At 43.3% G+C, this 15562-nt stretch carries 9 protein-coding genes; all 9 read right to left on the bottom strand.

Annotated features, from left to right (window positions below; genetic code table 11):
- Positions 1-42: 42 nt before the first annotated feature.
- Positions 43-1173, bottom strand: a complete 1131-nt coding sequence (locus BLT94_RS09890) for a hybrid sensor histidine kinase/response regulator (protein WP_092233460.1) — start codon at positions 1171-1173, stop codon at positions 43-45.
- Positions 1174-1179: 6 nt separating this feature from the next.
- Positions 1180-3489 carry an ATP-binding protein gene (locus BLT94_RS09895; RefSeq protein WP_092233463.1) on the bottom strand — a complete coding sequence of 770 codons (2310 nt, stop codon included), beginning with the start codon at positions 3487-3489 and terminating at the stop codon, positions 1180-1182.
- Positions 3482-4357, bottom strand: a complete 876-nt coding sequence (locus BLT94_RS09900; RefSeq protein ID WP_092233466.1) for a CoB--CoM heterodisulfide reductase iron-sulfur subunit B family protein — start codon at positions 4355-4357, stop codon at positions 3482-3484. The genes BLT94_RS09895 and BLT94_RS09900 overlap by 8 nt, the downstream gene beginning before the upstream one ends.
- A 1-nt stretch (position 4358) precedes the next feature.
- Entirely contained in the window at positions 4359-4904 is a 546-nt protein-coding gene (locus BLT94_RS09905) for a 4Fe-4S dicluster domain-containing protein (protein WP_245743075.1), read from the bottom strand.
- A 124-nt stretch (positions 4905-5028) separates the two neighbouring features.
- Positions 5029-8544, bottom strand: a complete 3516-nt coding sequence (locus BLT94_RS09910; RefSeq protein ID WP_092233469.1) for a response regulator — start codon at positions 8542-8544, stop codon at positions 5029-5031.
- A 29-nt stretch (positions 8545-8573) separates the two neighbouring features.
- Entirely contained in the window at positions 8574-9773 is a 1200-nt protein-coding gene (locus tag BLT94_RS09915) for a 4Fe-4S dicluster domain-containing protein (RefSeq protein ID WP_092233472.1), read from the bottom strand.
- Entirely contained in the window at positions 9770-10192 is a 423-nt protein-coding gene (locus BLT94_RS09920) for a hydrogenase iron-sulfur subunit (RefSeq protein ID WP_014957290.1), read from the bottom strand. Before BLT94_RS09920 ends, BLT94_RS09915 begins: the two co-directional genes overlap by 4 nt.
- A 32-nt stretch (positions 10193-10224) precedes the next feature.
- Positions 10225-13725, bottom strand: coding sequence for an NAD(P)-binding protein (locus BLT94_RS09925; protein WP_245743077.1), 3501 nt, complete (start codon positions 13723-13725; stop codon positions 10225-10227).
- A gap of 38 nt (positions 13726-13763) precedes the next feature.
- Positions 13764-15410, bottom strand: a complete 1647-nt coding sequence (locus tag BLT94_RS09930; protein ID WP_092233475.1) for a hybrid sensor histidine kinase/response regulator — start codon at positions 15408-15410, stop codon at positions 13764-13766.
- Positions 15411-15562 lie beyond the last annotated feature (152 nt).

The raw sequence follows: 15562 nt of genomic DNA on the forward strand, positions 1-15562 counted from the left end.
TCAATGGGACTCAGAGTACAACATATATTACTACAAAACAATTTAAATTTCATCGGGCAGGATAATTTTAAAAAGGGTCTCTTTTTCCTTTATGGACGTTACATGAATGAAGCCGCCATGCTGTTTGATAATAGAATTTGAAATATACAGTCCGAATCCAGTTCCTTTTGTACTTTTTGAGGAAAAGAACAGGTTGAATATTTTTTCTTTTGTTTGACTGTCCATTCCACAGCCGTTATCATAAATTTGAATCACCAATTGATCTGTTTTCCTTAATATTTCAAACTCAATGGCATGATCTTTTTTCTGCATATCAGACCGGCATGCATCAATAGCATTATCCAGGATATTGACCAGGGCGGCCATGATAAATTCCTCATCCACAAACATGGTTTCAGGACAATGTGTATAATTGCAATTAAAGATTATATTTGTTTTTTTCAATTTTAATTCCATCATTTTTTTAATCTGACTGACAAACCCTTTGGTCTCAATGACGGTTCGGTTAAGCTTTCTTTCCTTGGAATACAATAAAACATCCATGATCATCTTTTTTATCCGGTCAACTGACTGCCCCAGCAAGTCCATTCCTTCTTCGATTGTTTTATTGTTGTTGTTTTTCAGGCCGGACCGTGCCACATAGAGTCCACCGTCAAGATTGGTTAACAATCCCTTGATATTGTGTGAGATGGTTCCCATCATAAGCCCCAGGCCGGACAAATGATCGGCCAGCTTTGATTTTTCCAGGATGAGAAGTTCAAGTTTTTGAGTGTATTCCAAAAGCTTTTGACCTGAGACAATTTTTTCAACAGCTTTTTCAACGGCAATTTCAAGAATATCCACATTTACAGGTTTGGTGATAAAATCCATGGCCTCGTGCTTGAGGCTGCGAATGGTCAAATCCATGTCGCCGTGACCGGTGATCATCAACACTTCGGTTGCAGGATTTTCCCTTTTAATCTGTCTTAACAATTCAATACCATCCATAACCGGCATTTTAATATCTGTAATAACTATCTGGGGTCTTTTGGACTTGAATATCTCAAATGCCTTTTCGCCATTTTCTGCAAGCAATACCGTATATCCGATATCCATTAATGCAATTTCAAGAACGTCCCTGATATCTTCTTCATCATCAACAACCAATATGGACACCTGGCTTTTATCAATCATATTTCCTCAACTTTTATGGCTTTCATACACGATATCATCTCCATCTCCGTCCGGTACGGGAAAAGAGATAATAAAAACCGCGCCTTTGTTCTTCCCCGGCTCTGCCTGGATTGTGCCGGAACACTCTTTGATAATACCATAACTTATGGACAACCCCAAACCCGTTCCCTTTCCCACTTCCTTGGTGGTGAAAAAAGGCTCGAACAGCTTGTCAGCCGCCTCTTTTTGAATTCCGATACCCGTGTCACGGATTTCAATGACAACCCTGTTATCCCGTATTTTGGTTATAATGGTAATTTTGTCGGTATCCCCCGGCCTTGTGCCCTGTTTTTCCCATTTTTCTTCTATGGCATCTTTTGCATTCATCACAAGATTAATAAAAACCTGTTCAAGTCTGTCGGGATTAGCCTGTATTTCCGGCAATGCATCGTTTTTATCCCAGATAACATCAATACCGTGAATTTTAAGTTGCTGGTTAAACATTTCAAATGTTCTTTGAAGCACCTTGTTTATGTTTGTTCTGACAAGTTTGATTTCAGTTTTTCTTGCAAACTGCCGCATATGGTGAATAATTTTTTCAGCCCGGTCCACATTGCTGTCAATTTTTGAAATCAGCTTGTTGAAAATCTCTTTTTCAATTATTTCATTTTTCCGCATTTTTTTCATACAAAAACTGCTGGAAGATTTAATCACCGACAATGGCTGGTTCAATTCATGGGCAATCCCGGTGGACATTTCACCCAGGGTGGCCATTTTGCTTGCATGCATCAGGTGCTGTTCGGTTTCAAGACGCTGAGTAATATCATTAATGGTGACAAGCAGCACTTTTTGGCCCGAATAATTTGATGGCGAAACCCACATGTCAACATAGATGAACCGGTTATTTTGCACCAGGTGTTTCACCTTGTTTATCTCCCGGCCCGACCTCATTTTTTTAACCAGTTCGGCTGCCTGAGATTCCACAAAAAACTCGGAAAACAATTTGTTTAACAAGATGCTTCTGGAATACCCGTAAACTTCAACTGCTTTAATATTACAGTCAAGGATGGCAAATGTCTGGATATCGACGACAAAAACAGGATTTGAAATATTGTTAAATATTGCATGATACTTTTCCTCAGAACTTTTAAGCTCTTTTTCAAGCCTTCGTCTCTGGGTAATATCAATGCTCATCTCCATTGCGGCAACAATGTTTCCGTCAGCATCAGTTATGGGAGAGGTGATAAACATCCAATGGGTTTTTTCACCGTCTTTTCCCATACCCTCAGCTTGGCCATAGTGGGACTTACCATCCAAAAAAGTTTTTTCAACCGGACAATTGACACATTTTTCTTCCAGACTTTTATAGGCGTGATAACAAAGAGATCCAGGCTTGGGATCAAATCTGTCTTTAAACACTTTATTCCATCTTAACAACCGGTAATTTTTATCCTGAACTGTGATCATGCAAGGAGCGGTTTCAAACAATAACTGGTATTCATTTCTCTGTTTTTTCAATTCAGCCCGGTCAAGATTAATCTGCGTACCCATTTTTTTGATGGCTCTGCCAAGAAGACCTATTTCATAATCATTGCCAATATCAATATCTTCATTGTATTTTCCTTCTGCTATTTTACGAGTTCCCTTAATCAGCTTCTTTATCGGCCGGCTTACAAATTGTAAAATAGAGAAAAAAATAATTACGGATATAATAAAAATAGTCCAAAATGCAAGCTTGATGATCCCCTTTTCAATTTTCAGCATCTGACGATCAGATTGTTCAAGCGATACAACCACATCAAGAGTCCCCAGTATTTTTTGATACCCAGGATGAAAATGACACTCTGTAGCGCAGCCGGGTTCATTGCATATGGGCTGAACAATGCCCAGAAGTCTGTGGCCCTTTTCCGAGCGGAAAAACCGGGTCCGTTGCTCCAGACTGAGGTTTTCTAACGGCGGGTTCAGTTTGTGGCAAATTTCACAGGCCACCTCATTAATATCTACCAATGTATCTATCTCTTCTGTCTGGTTGGTAAATTTTATCTTACCCTCTTTATTGTATATCCTTATATTTTCTATTTCCGGCTGAGTTGCGATATTATTTATAATCTGGGTAATGTCATCCCTTGAATTGAGCATCATAGCGTAATGGGTGCCGAGTTTGATGGAATTTGTAAGCCTGTCCGTACTGGCGATCAGGTTTTTCATAATCTGGGTCCGAATATTATTAATATTAAAATATGCCCAGGCAGATATGGAAAAAATAACGGTCAGTCCAACAATAATGATCAACTTTGAAACAAGGCTGTGCCTTAAATATTTGGTAAAATTACTCATATAATACAGCTCTTTTTGCAAAAACTCCTGTATGGGAAAGATTTAAATCCAACCGGGTATCTTCTTGTTTTTTTCCCATGGCAAGCCCTAAAAACTGCGGAAGGAAAAGAACCGGGATTTCAAGATTTTTCCCTTGTTGTTGAGATATTTTTTTTTGATAGCCTTCAAGGTTCATCTGGCACATGGGGCAGACGGTTAATATTGCATCCGCCCCTTTTGCAGCCTGCAAAATTTTTCCCACCAGTGCCAATCCTGCTTCAGGCTTTGTACTGGTATTGGAAGCGCCGCAACATTGACCACCCATGTCCCATTCAAAAATTTGTGCCCCGGTTGCCCGTATCAATGCATCCATGGAATGGGGATCTTCTGGATCATCAAAAACATTGAAAGGCCGCAGACACTGACATCCGTAATAAGGCGCAATGCTCAGACCCGACATTTTTTGTTGAGCTGCCAGCTTGATTTTTTTGATATCCACATCATTTGCCAGAACATCCAGCAGGTGCCGGACGGTTACATCTCCATTTAAAACAAGATCTTCTTCGGCAAGCACCATATTAATTTGCCCCAGCAAATTCTTGTCTTTTTTTATCTTTTCTTCGGTTTTTTTCAAATTCAGATAGCAGGCGCTGCAGGGCACCAGAATCTGTTTGGATCTGTTCATTTTTTCAGCAAGGGCCAGATTCCTTGCCGGAAGCACATAGGACAACAGCCGGCTTACGGACTCGGCTGCCGTGGCCCCGCAGCAGGTCCAATCCTCAATTTCTTCCAATTGTGCGTCCATAGCCTGCATTAATGCTTTGGTGGAAATATGATATTCAACAGAGGTGCCTTCCAATGAACAGCCAGGATAATATAAGTATTTCATCTCATCCCTCCAGTTGTGCTGTTTTTTCAAACAATGCCGTTAATTTTCCCTTGCCTCCAAAAGAAAAGTCAGGCCGGATCTTACCCTTAGCCAGCAGCCTTGTTCCTAAAGCCGCATAGCCCAACGGAAGCAGGGGGTTTTTCATCGACATAAAATAGTGGGTCATAAACTCCATCTCCTTGACCCTGCCATGTTTTTCAACGCTGTCTAAAAAAGCTTCATAAAAAAGAGACGAGCGCCGGAACCGCTTTAATTTTAATTTTGATGCCGCCTGTTTCAACAGGCTCATGGCAGCAGTCAACTCAAGCCCCCTTGGGCATCTCAAGGTGCAATAATAGCAGGATGAACACATGATAAAAGATTTGCTTGAAAAAATTACGTCAGCATGATCCGTCAGCAGCAAACGCCACATATGCCTGGGAGTCATGTCCATAAATTTTGTGTTCGGACAGGACGCAGTACAGGTTCCGCATTGAATGCATGTCTGGATCATCTCCTTGATCGGCCCGATATGTGTCAACAACAGTTCATTATTTTCCTGGCCCATACCCTTTCCCCTTTTTTTAGTGTTTAATTCCTGCATTACCTGATATTTTATCCGGCAGTTCACTGAAATTTTCATCCGGCAACTTAACAATTGCCCAGGATATTACGACAATACCACGATAATATCACAACAATGCCATATCAATGACATCCAGCATCTGCCTGGCGTCAAACCCCTCCAGGACTGCCGAACCGCTTGGACAGACTGCCGCGCACACACCGCATCCCTGGCAGGCACCAGGATCAATACCTATTTTTTCCTCCAAAGCATCAACAAACCTTGCACCATAGGGACAGGTATCCACACACATTTCACACATGCTGCAGGTTGCCGCACGGGTTGTTGCAACTGTTTTCCCGGATACCAGACGCTCATGAGAGAGAATTCGCATGGCCCTTACGGCACAGGCCTGGGCTGAAGAAATTGCTTCTTCAATGATACACGGTTTTAACGACAAGCCGCAGGAAAAAACCCTGTAATTCATGCTGTCCACAGGCCTGAATTTTGAATCAGCTTCCTTGAAAAAATAAAATTCATCTCTTGTTGCGCCATATTGATCTGCCAGTGCCTTTGGAAGATCCGGCAAAATACCAGTGGCATGAATCACGCAATCAGCCTGGATTTCAACCGGCATATCCAGCAGAATATCACGGGCTTTGACAAGACACCCGCTTTTATTTGTTTGTGTCACAGGCTTGTTTTCAGGATCATACTGAAAAAAAACCACACCAAGATTTTTTGCCCGGATGTAGTATTCTTCAAAAAATCCATAGCTCATCATATCTCTGTAAAAAATAAAGACCTGGACATCTGGATTCTTTTCTTTGAGCAAAAGCGCATTTTTTAAAGCCCTGATACAACAGACCCTGGAGCAGTAATTTTGCTTTTCATCCCTTGTTCCGGAACACTGTATCATCACAACACTGTTCAACTTTTCAGGATTAATTTCCCGGTCGTGAACAGCAATTTCAAATTCTTTCTGGGTCAACACATTTTTTGACGGGTCGTTAGACATCAAATCAAGTGGGGCCTGGTTGCCTCCTGTAGCCAGAATTGTCACCCCGTGAAAAATCGTTTCACTTCGGTCATTGTCTTTGTTTAAAACAGTGGCAAATTCTTCTGCCCTCCCTCTATAATCGTTAACTGCAAAACCGTTAACACCAGAACCTTCAATATTTGTTTGTTTATGAATCGTAACATGATCATGGGATTCTAGCTGTTTGACTTTTTCAGCCAGATACGCCTGAATATCCAGACCGTCAACATTCTTATCCATCCACAACAGATTCCCGCCAAGAGTATCATTTTTTTCAACCAGGTCCACATGATACCCGCAGTCCGCAATTGACAATGCCGCTGTGATACCTGCAATACCACCGCCAATCACCAGTGCGTTTTGATTGGATTCAACTTCCTCAACCGGCACGGGATTTTTAAACCTGGCCCTTGATATCAAAACTTTCAACTCTCTTTCAAGACATTGTGTTGTCCCTATAATTTGAAAATCGGTAATTTGAGAATTTAAATTCCTGTTTAAAACAGGAACCATATCCAGAGTTTCAATAAGGCTTGGGTGAAGTTTTGACATATTTCCAAGTTCCCTGATTTTTTGTTTTTGAATACAAGGAAGGCATGCTCCTATAACAAGACGGTTGGGATGGATTTTTTCAATCTTGTCAATCAAGGCTGCCTTTCCTTCATCCATGCACAGCTTATCCATTATTTCAATGGATTCTATTTCCGGAATTCGCTCCAGGCTGGCTTTCAGAGTTTCAATGTCAAGCTTTTGAGAAAATGCAGTATTGCAAGAACACAGCACCGTTAAAATTCTTGGATTTTCCCTTGCCAGAATCGCTGGTTCATCTGCCTGTATTTCATGGGTTATCCGCCGCCCTGCCTTGTGCATGATTTTGCATGCCCCAAAGGCTGCTGCCGATGCACAGGTGACTGATTCGCCGATATCCTTTAACCCGCAAAGAGATCCGCCGGATAAAATCCCCGGCCTTGATGTCTCAACCATTGAAAAAGGCAGGGTTTCAACAAATCCCCATGTGTTTGTTTCAATGTTGTTTTTAATGGCAAAATCGGTCATCTGTTGGGCAGGTCTTTGTCCGGTTGCCAGCACCACAAGATCAAAATCTTCTTCATGGATGACTCCCTGAATGTCTGCGTACCTGGTCACAAGATTGCCGTCCATTTTACCGGAATCTTGAGAAACAACAGAATTTTTAAAAAAGGTGGGGTTTTGAGAAAGAGAATGAATTCTTGCCCTGACAAACCTGACCTGGTTGTCTTGTTGAGCAGTTCGCTTATACTCATCAAAGGATTTGCCGATTGTTCTCATATCCATATAAAAAATCGTGGTTTCAATATCCGGGCCAAATTTTTCTCTGGCAAGAATAGCCTCTTTTATGGAAATCATGCAGCAGACACTGGAACAAAACTGTGCCCCAGCCTGGACATCCCTGGAACCAACGCATTGGAACCAGGCGATTTTTCGAACAGGCTTGCCGGTTTTTGGATGAATCAACCTGTTGCTGCCGGAAACAAATTCAGGCCCGGTTCCACTGATGAGCCGTTCAAACTCCATACCGGTTAACACCCCCGGCAAAACACCATAACCATAAGGATTTTTTCCCAGTTCAGGCCTGAAAAACTGTGTTCCCCCGGCAAGAATAAACGCATCCACCCGTTCAACACGTCCTTCGGCAATTTCAAACTCATGATAGACTTTCAGCACCATGGAAATCAATATATCCGGATCAAAGGGTTTGGTAAGATAATCAAGGGCCCCATGTTTCATGGCATCCACGGCTGAATCAACCGCGGCATACGCCGTCATCATAATAACGCACAGATCTTCATTTTTCTGTTTTGCCCTGGCCAGCAATTCAACCCCGTCCATTCCAGGCATTTTGATATCGGTAAGCAGCATGTTAAACAGCTGTTCGTCCATCAGGTCAAGGGCTTTTTGTCCTGAATCCGCTGTTTTGACGAAAAATCCCTCTTCCTTGAGCCACTCTTTCATGGAATCCCGGACAATTTTTTCATCATCAACCACCAGGATCTTAAATTTTTCCCTATCCTGTTCTGTAAATTTTATCGCCCCTGCAGAACAAATTTTCTCGCACTCGCCACACCTTGTACATGCCGTATAATCAATGGTGTAAGCATTGGAAAAGGACTGGGGTGTCGGCAGGTAGACAGCCTTTCGCTTTGTAAATCCCTCGTTGAACGGATCATTTACCAACACCGGGCAAACCCGTTCGCATTCACCGCACCCCGTGCATAAAGACGAATCAATCAAAGAGGGGTTTTGTTTGAGGGTAACGGTTAAATCCCCTGGTTCCCCTTGAACAGATATCAGTTCCGTGGACAAAAGGATCTCAATATTTTCATGGAAAAGCCCTTTTCTCAAACAATGCTGGGAAGACCGGTCCCTGTCAAACATGGGCAGCATCCGGCAATATCCACATGTGGATGTGGGAAACTGGTAATCAAGCTGACACAACAGGCCGCCGATGTGGTCTGCTTTGTCAATGAGAAGAACCTTGAAGCCTGTTTCAGCCAGATCCAGTGCAGATCTGATACCGCTTAACCCTGCGCCGGCAACCAATGTTCTGCCAATTGCCTTGTTCATTTGACCTCCAAAAAATAAATTATATCCGATTATTCTTTTGCCACACCAACTATGCTCTCAAACTCTTGTTCATTAAAAACCGATAAGGGAGGCAATTGATTTTCGTCTGTTCCGGGAGAATATTCAAAGGCTGCCTGGGTTTGTTGAGCCACGCTCTTGAACAGCTCAAAAACATTAATATCGCTGGGGCATGCATTTGAACACTGACCGCATCCCACACAGGCATGACTCATATGTGCCATCCTGGTGAGATGATAAAAAACCGTATCCGTGGGCATTTTGATACTCCCCTTTTTTTCAGCCCACTGGTGATATTGAACCGGCTGATGATAAAACACATCCGTATTAAAAACGCACTCTTTGCAATAGCAGACCGGGCACATGTTCCGGCAGTTATAGCAGTTGATGCACCGGTCAAAAAAAGCATTGAGTTTTACGATACTGTCTGTCTTATCGGTGATGTCGCAAATCATTGCCTGATTGGCTGTTGAACGGGCCTGTTTTATCTGAGCCATGATCTGATCTCGTTTCTCCGGCAAGACCGCCTCCGGCATTTCAAGGCTTTCCAGAATCTTTTGCCCCGTTTCACTGTCTGACTCCACCACCACCCCCGTTGAAAGATCAATACCGTGAAGAAGAATATTCAAGTCACTGTTGATGGGAAACGGATTCTCACAGGTGTTACAGGCACTGCTGAATGTAAAGCCTTCTATAGTTTCATTGTTGTCTGAGGCTTCATTTTTGTCTGAGGTTTCATTGTTGCCTGAAAACACCGCCTCAACATAGGCATCATCGGTCAAAGGCGATCCTTTCATGTACGCTGCACAGTCAGACGATGTAAATGCTTTGGGGCAATCCATGCCCATAAGAATCAACTCCTGCCGGGAGCCTTGTTTGAGCTTTACCAGTTCAATAAAAGCCCGTATTTCACAAGGTCGTAGCAATACAACAGTTTTTCTTCCGGACGCCTTATAGGAAAGACGAGATACCATCCTTGCCGAATTAAGCGCAAAAGCAGGGCTTAAAGGTATGGCATTCTCCAATTGATCCGGGCTGGTCACAAGAGACGGCATAATGGAACTTGACCCTTCTAAGCGAACCGGCAGAAAAAGAGCATCAATCTTGCGGGTTTCCAGGAGCCGTTTAAAAAACAACTGCAATCCTTTGATCAGGCTGTTATCCTCACGCTCTATTTTGCATATCATGGCAGTTTTTTTCCTTTCCATCATATGACCTTGCTCAACCTTGTCTGAGAAGGTCCCATTTCAATTATTTGATCATTGAGCTTCGTCATGACTTGAGAAAATTCAATGCCGTCACTTGCCCCTATCCATGTCAGCCTCAGCCGGTCCCTTTCAATTCCAAATCGCACAAGAATTTCTTTTAACAGCTTGATCCGGCGTCTTGCCTTGTAATTGCCGTTGATATAGTGGCAGTCGCCCGGATGGCACCCACTGATTAAAACCCCGTCAGCTCCTTCAAGAAAAGCCTTGATAACATATTGGGGATCAACCATTCCCGTACACATGACCCGGATCAGGCGAATATTATCAGGATAGGACAATCTGGATGTCCCTGCAAGATCCGCAGCCGTATAGGTACACCAGTTGCAGACAAAAGCGATGATAACCGGTTGAAAATTTTCCATTTAATTCTCCTTTTGCCAGTGGGTTGATATCTTTAAAAAATTCCGCTGATTTCCGCGAAAATCTGTTTTTTGGTAAAATGGCGGCTTTGTGCCGCACCGCTGGGACAAACCCCGGAACAACTGCCGCATCCTTTACAGACAGCTTCATTGACAACAGACACCAATCTTCGGTCGTCAAATTCAATGGCTGAATAAGGACACAGGCTGATACAGGTTTTACACCCTACACAAACATCAGGATCAATAAATGAAATTGTAGGAGCAATATCAACCCGGCCTTTTGCAGCAAGAGACAATGCTTTTGCCGCAGCGCCCGATGCCTGGGACACGGTATCGGGTATGTCCATGGGCTTTTGACAGCATCCGCAAAGAAACACGCCTTCTGTTGCCGTATTCAAAGGAGCCAGCTTTGGATGTTCTTCAAGAAAAAATCCATCCGCCCCCTGGTTAACGCCAAACACCCTTCCCACATCCCCGGCATCTTGCCTTGCCTGGATGGCTGTGCAAAGAATGATCATGTCCACGGGCACTCTGACAAGTTCCCCCAAAAGGGTATCTTCCGCAATGGCAATCAGCTTTCCCTGTTCAGACGACTTGTCGGGTTTATCCGTGATCTGTGCCACTTTGCCCCGGATAAAAATTGTTCCCTCTTCCTGGCACCGCTTGTAAAACTCTTCATATCCCTCACCAAAACAGCGCATATCAATATAAAAATCATAGACCTTTGTATCATGACCTACTTTTTCCTTGATCAGGTGCGTATATTTTAAGGCATACATGCAGCAAACCCTTGAGCAATATTCGTGGAAATTCACATCCCGGCTGCCTATACAATGAACAATTGCCACGCTTTCAGGCGGTTTTACAAATTCATTGTTTTTGTCGCGCATCAAAATTTTACCTCCGGTAGGACCGGTGGCATTGCTTAAGCGCTCAAATTCAAGGGCTGAAAACACATTGGCAAACCTGCCATAGCCAAATTGTTTCATAGGGGTTGGCTCCAGGGTATCATAACCTGTGGCAAGAATAATGCTGCCTGCCTGCAACTGCACGGTCTTTTCCTTCATAAAATGGTCTATGGCCTTTGCCTCACACACTGACATACATTCCATGCATTCACAGCAGGTGGCACAGTTCAAACACCGCTGCGCTTCCTTTACGGCCTGCTCTTCCGTCAAAGTGGCCTCAACTTCCTCATAGGAAAGAACCCTTTGTTCAGGATCAATAGAGTGAACACAGGCCCTCTCTTCAACCATTGTGTTTGAAGGAATTTCAGAATAATTTTCAAGTTTCACGGCTTGATTTGCATCATTACCATGATCTGTCTCTTTGCCATTGTAAATATCATTGTCATCCTTATGCGTTTGAATATTGTTTATATAATTATCAATACCTGTGGCTGCCTTTCGTCCCTGGGCAATGGCTTCAATGACAGTGGCAGGACCCGTAACCATATCCCCACCTGCAAACACATTTTCAAGAGATGTCTGCAAAGTGTCGGGATGGGTCTTTATACGATTGTAGGAAGTGATCTCAAGACCGGGCATTGAGTTTGCCCATGACAGGTCTGTTTTCTGCCCAATGGCCGGAATGATGGTGTCGCATTCAATCACAAATTCAGACCCCAAGATATTTACCGGTCTTTGTCTTCCTGAATCATCTTTTTCACCCAGTTTATTTTTAATGCACTCAATACCGGCAACCCTGCCGTCCCTTGTTATAATTTTGGCAGGTGTTGTCAGGGTTAAAATCTCAATATTCTCCTCAAGGGCTCCTGTAATTTCTTCTTCATAGGCCGGCATCTCCTGCCTTGTCCGCCGGTATATGATGGTGACTTCACAGTTGCCGGTTCGTTTTGCACACCTTGCAGCATCTATGGCCACGTTACCGCCTCCAACAATCATCACTTTTTTGCCGCAGTCTGTCTTGCATCCCAAGTTCACATCCCGCAGAAAACTGATGGCATCCATAACGCCTTTTGCGGAAGCTTCCCCTTCCAGACCAAGTGTGAGAGATTCATGGGCACCTGAACTTAAAAACAGTGCGTCAAACCCCTCTTTTTCCAGGCTTTCAAAAGTAATATCCTTTCCAAACGCCGTATCTGTAACAAGGTTGATACCGTGGGCGAGAATGGTGTTTATTTCTCCGTCAAGCACGTCTGACGGCAACCTGTAGTCCGGGATACCGGTTTTGAGCATACCTCCTGGAACGGGCAGTTTTTCAAAAACAGTTACCCGGTATCCTTTCAGGCGCAGAAAATAAGCAGCCGTCAGTCCGGCAGGCCCGGCACCGATCACGGCAATTTTTTCTTCCCGGTCCAAAATTTCAGGAATATATGTATCTTCAAGGCTTGCCCTGTCTGCTACAAATCGTTTCAGCTCTTTGATGGCTATGGGTGCATCCACAAATTTTCGCCGACATTCAGCCTCGCAAGGATGTGGGCATACTCGTCCCAGCACGCCCGGAAACGGGGCTTTTTCCATAATCAAACGAAACGCCTGATCATATTTTTTTTGTTTAACCAGTTGAATATATCCCTGCACATTTATCCCGGCAGGACAGGTTAACCGGCAGGGGGCTGTCTGTTTTTTCTCAATATTATAGGTGATGGGTATGGCCTGGGGAAAGGCCCTGCCGATTGCTTTTCGTTGAGCCATGCCCATGTCCCAGGGATTAGGAATAAAAACCGGGCACACCTTTGCACATTCACCGCAACCAGTACAAAGATTTTGGTTGATATACCGTGATTTTTGCCTGACATCCACTGTAAAATTACCGATAAACCCAGACACGTTGGTGACCTCACTGAAACTGAGCAGCTCAATATTCGGGTTCTGCCCCACTTCCACCATTTTTGGAGTCCCAATACAGGCGGCACAGTCAAGAGTTGGAAAGGTTTTGTCAAATTGAAGCATATGGCCGCCAATAGTTGTATCTTTTTCAATCAAATATGCCTTGTGACCTGAATTTCCGACATCAATGGCCGCCTGCATACCTGCAATGCCGCCACCGACGATTACAACATTTGGATTAACGCCCGATGTTTTTGTTTCAAGATGATCATGAAATTTCACCCGTTGAATGGCAGCCGTTACCAGGTGCATGGCTTTTTGGGTGGCAAGCAATTCATCCTCGGTCACCCAGGAGACCTGTTCTCTTACCGAAGACATTTGAAAATAGTATGGATTAAGCCCTGCCCGCCTGCAGGCTTCCATGAATGTTTTTCCATGAAGTCTCGGAGAGCAAGATGCCACCACCACCCGGTTCAGACCCAGTTCCCGGATGTCCTTTTCAATCATGGCCTGACCAGGTTCCGAACACATGAATTTATAATCCCTGGACACAATTATTCCCTCAAGGGTCTCGACATATTCCCTGACAGCTTCAACATTCACTTTGCTTGCAATGTTCAACCCGCAATGGCAAATGTAAAACCCTATCCTGCAGGGTTGAAATCTCAACAAAGCTGTCTTGCCGAATTCCGGTTTTTCAGATGCAAATTTGTTGGAGCCGGGCGCAAGCTTCTTGAACATGGACACCTCCAGTATGGTTGATATTTTTTTACGGTTCTTTAAACACCCGATTGCTTTGGGGGAAGTTTAATTACAAATTCAGAGCCTTTTTCCAGAGTGCTTTCCACAACGATTGTGCCTTTGTGTTTTTCAATAATTCCATAAGTTAAAGACAGCCCCAAGCCAACCCCGTAGCCTTCATTTTTTGTGGTAAAAAAAGGTTCAAAAATAAAATTTATATCATCTTTTGAGATCCCCTTTCCATTGTCTTTTATGGCAATAAAAACAAGGTTTTCTTTTGAATCAAAGCCTGTTTTAATCTCCAGACGCCCGCCATTTGCCATAGCGTCAATGGCATTGAAGATCAGGTTAATCATGCATTGTTCAAGCTGATTAAAATCGCCGCAAATATGGGGGACATCGGTATCGTATTTCTCTTGTATAATGATATTGCTCAACTCAAGCTTATGTCTGCACAATAAAAGACTGTGTTGAATTAATTCAGCCACATCAATACTTGTTTGTTCCAGCTTTGTTTTTCTTGAAAATTTCAACAGGCCGGACACAAGATCCGAGCATCTCTGGGTCTCGGCTTCTATGATTTCAAGATAGGAGTTGAACTTGTTGAACCGCTCCTGCAACCTGTCCTGCAACCGGGCTTGTGTCAGATCCGGTTCCATGCCAGATTTAAGGCCAGACTTCATGCTCAAGCCTCTCTCTGATCCTATGTCAGAATATTTTTTACTGATACGAATCATGAGCCTTATATAGTTCAAGATTCCTGACAAGGGATTGTTGATTTCATGAACCATGCTTGAAGCAAGCCGTCCCAAAGAGACCATTTTTTCCCGGTGAAGCAGTTTTGCCTGATCCGTTACTTCCTGCTCCAGGGTTCTAAGATCCCTTAAATCACTAATGAAAAGCACCATGCTGTTTGGGACCGTTTCCTGGGATAGAATAAACCCTGAAACCTGGACAGGGATATCTTTTTGTTCCACTGAAAGCATGGAGGTTTCATAGACAAACAACCTGTTCTTACCACCAAAATCACTGCCGGACAAATCTTGTTTCAGTTTTAAAAACCGGTGGGGTTTGAAAAACGACATCACTTTCATTTTCTTTAATACCAGGGCTTTGGGATACCCCAGCAGTTTTTCCATACTCCGGTTATAGGTTACAATGATATCGTTTTCATTACATCCAAGAATTCCGTCCATTGAATTTTCAATGAGACTGCTCTGAAAATTTACACTCTTTACCAGCTCAGAGCTGGTTTTTAAATTTTCATTTTCAAGCAGGGTAGTGTAATCAGACAATTGTTTTTTATCAACATACCGTTTCATGGCCCGCTTCAATGCCGTGTGCAAAGCGTCATCATCAATGGGCTTTGAAATAAAATCAGACGCATCATATTGCAGAGCTTTGACGGCTTTTTCAATATCGCCAAACCCTGTGGTAATAATGACTTCTGTTTCCGGTTTCAGTTTTTTGATTTTTTCAAGGACTTCAAGGCCGTTCAAGCCGGGCATTTTAATGTCCGTGATAACGATCTGGGGTTCTTCTCTTGTGGTGAGCATGAGACCCGTATACCCGTCAGGAGCACAAACAACTGAATATCCGGCATCTTTCAGGATGATTTCCATAACATCCCGGATATCTTCGTCATCATCTATCAGAAGTATCTTCCAGTTTACGGGCAGGTTCATTGGACCTCCTGTTGTTTGTAATCTTTAAAGAGAGCAAACAGCATGCCAAAAAAAATAGAACTATAATTTCACAATTGATTCCTTTAATTATTAAGGAGTTAAAAAATCATACCATCTCATGAAAAATTACCAGCAAAGCCTATCAGTGCAAT

The organism is Desulfobacula phenolica, from assembly GCF_900105645.1.
GTDB classification, from domain to species: domain Bacteria; phylum Desulfobacterota; class Desulfobacteria; order Desulfobacterales; family Desulfobacteraceae; genus Desulfobacula; species Desulfobacula toluolica.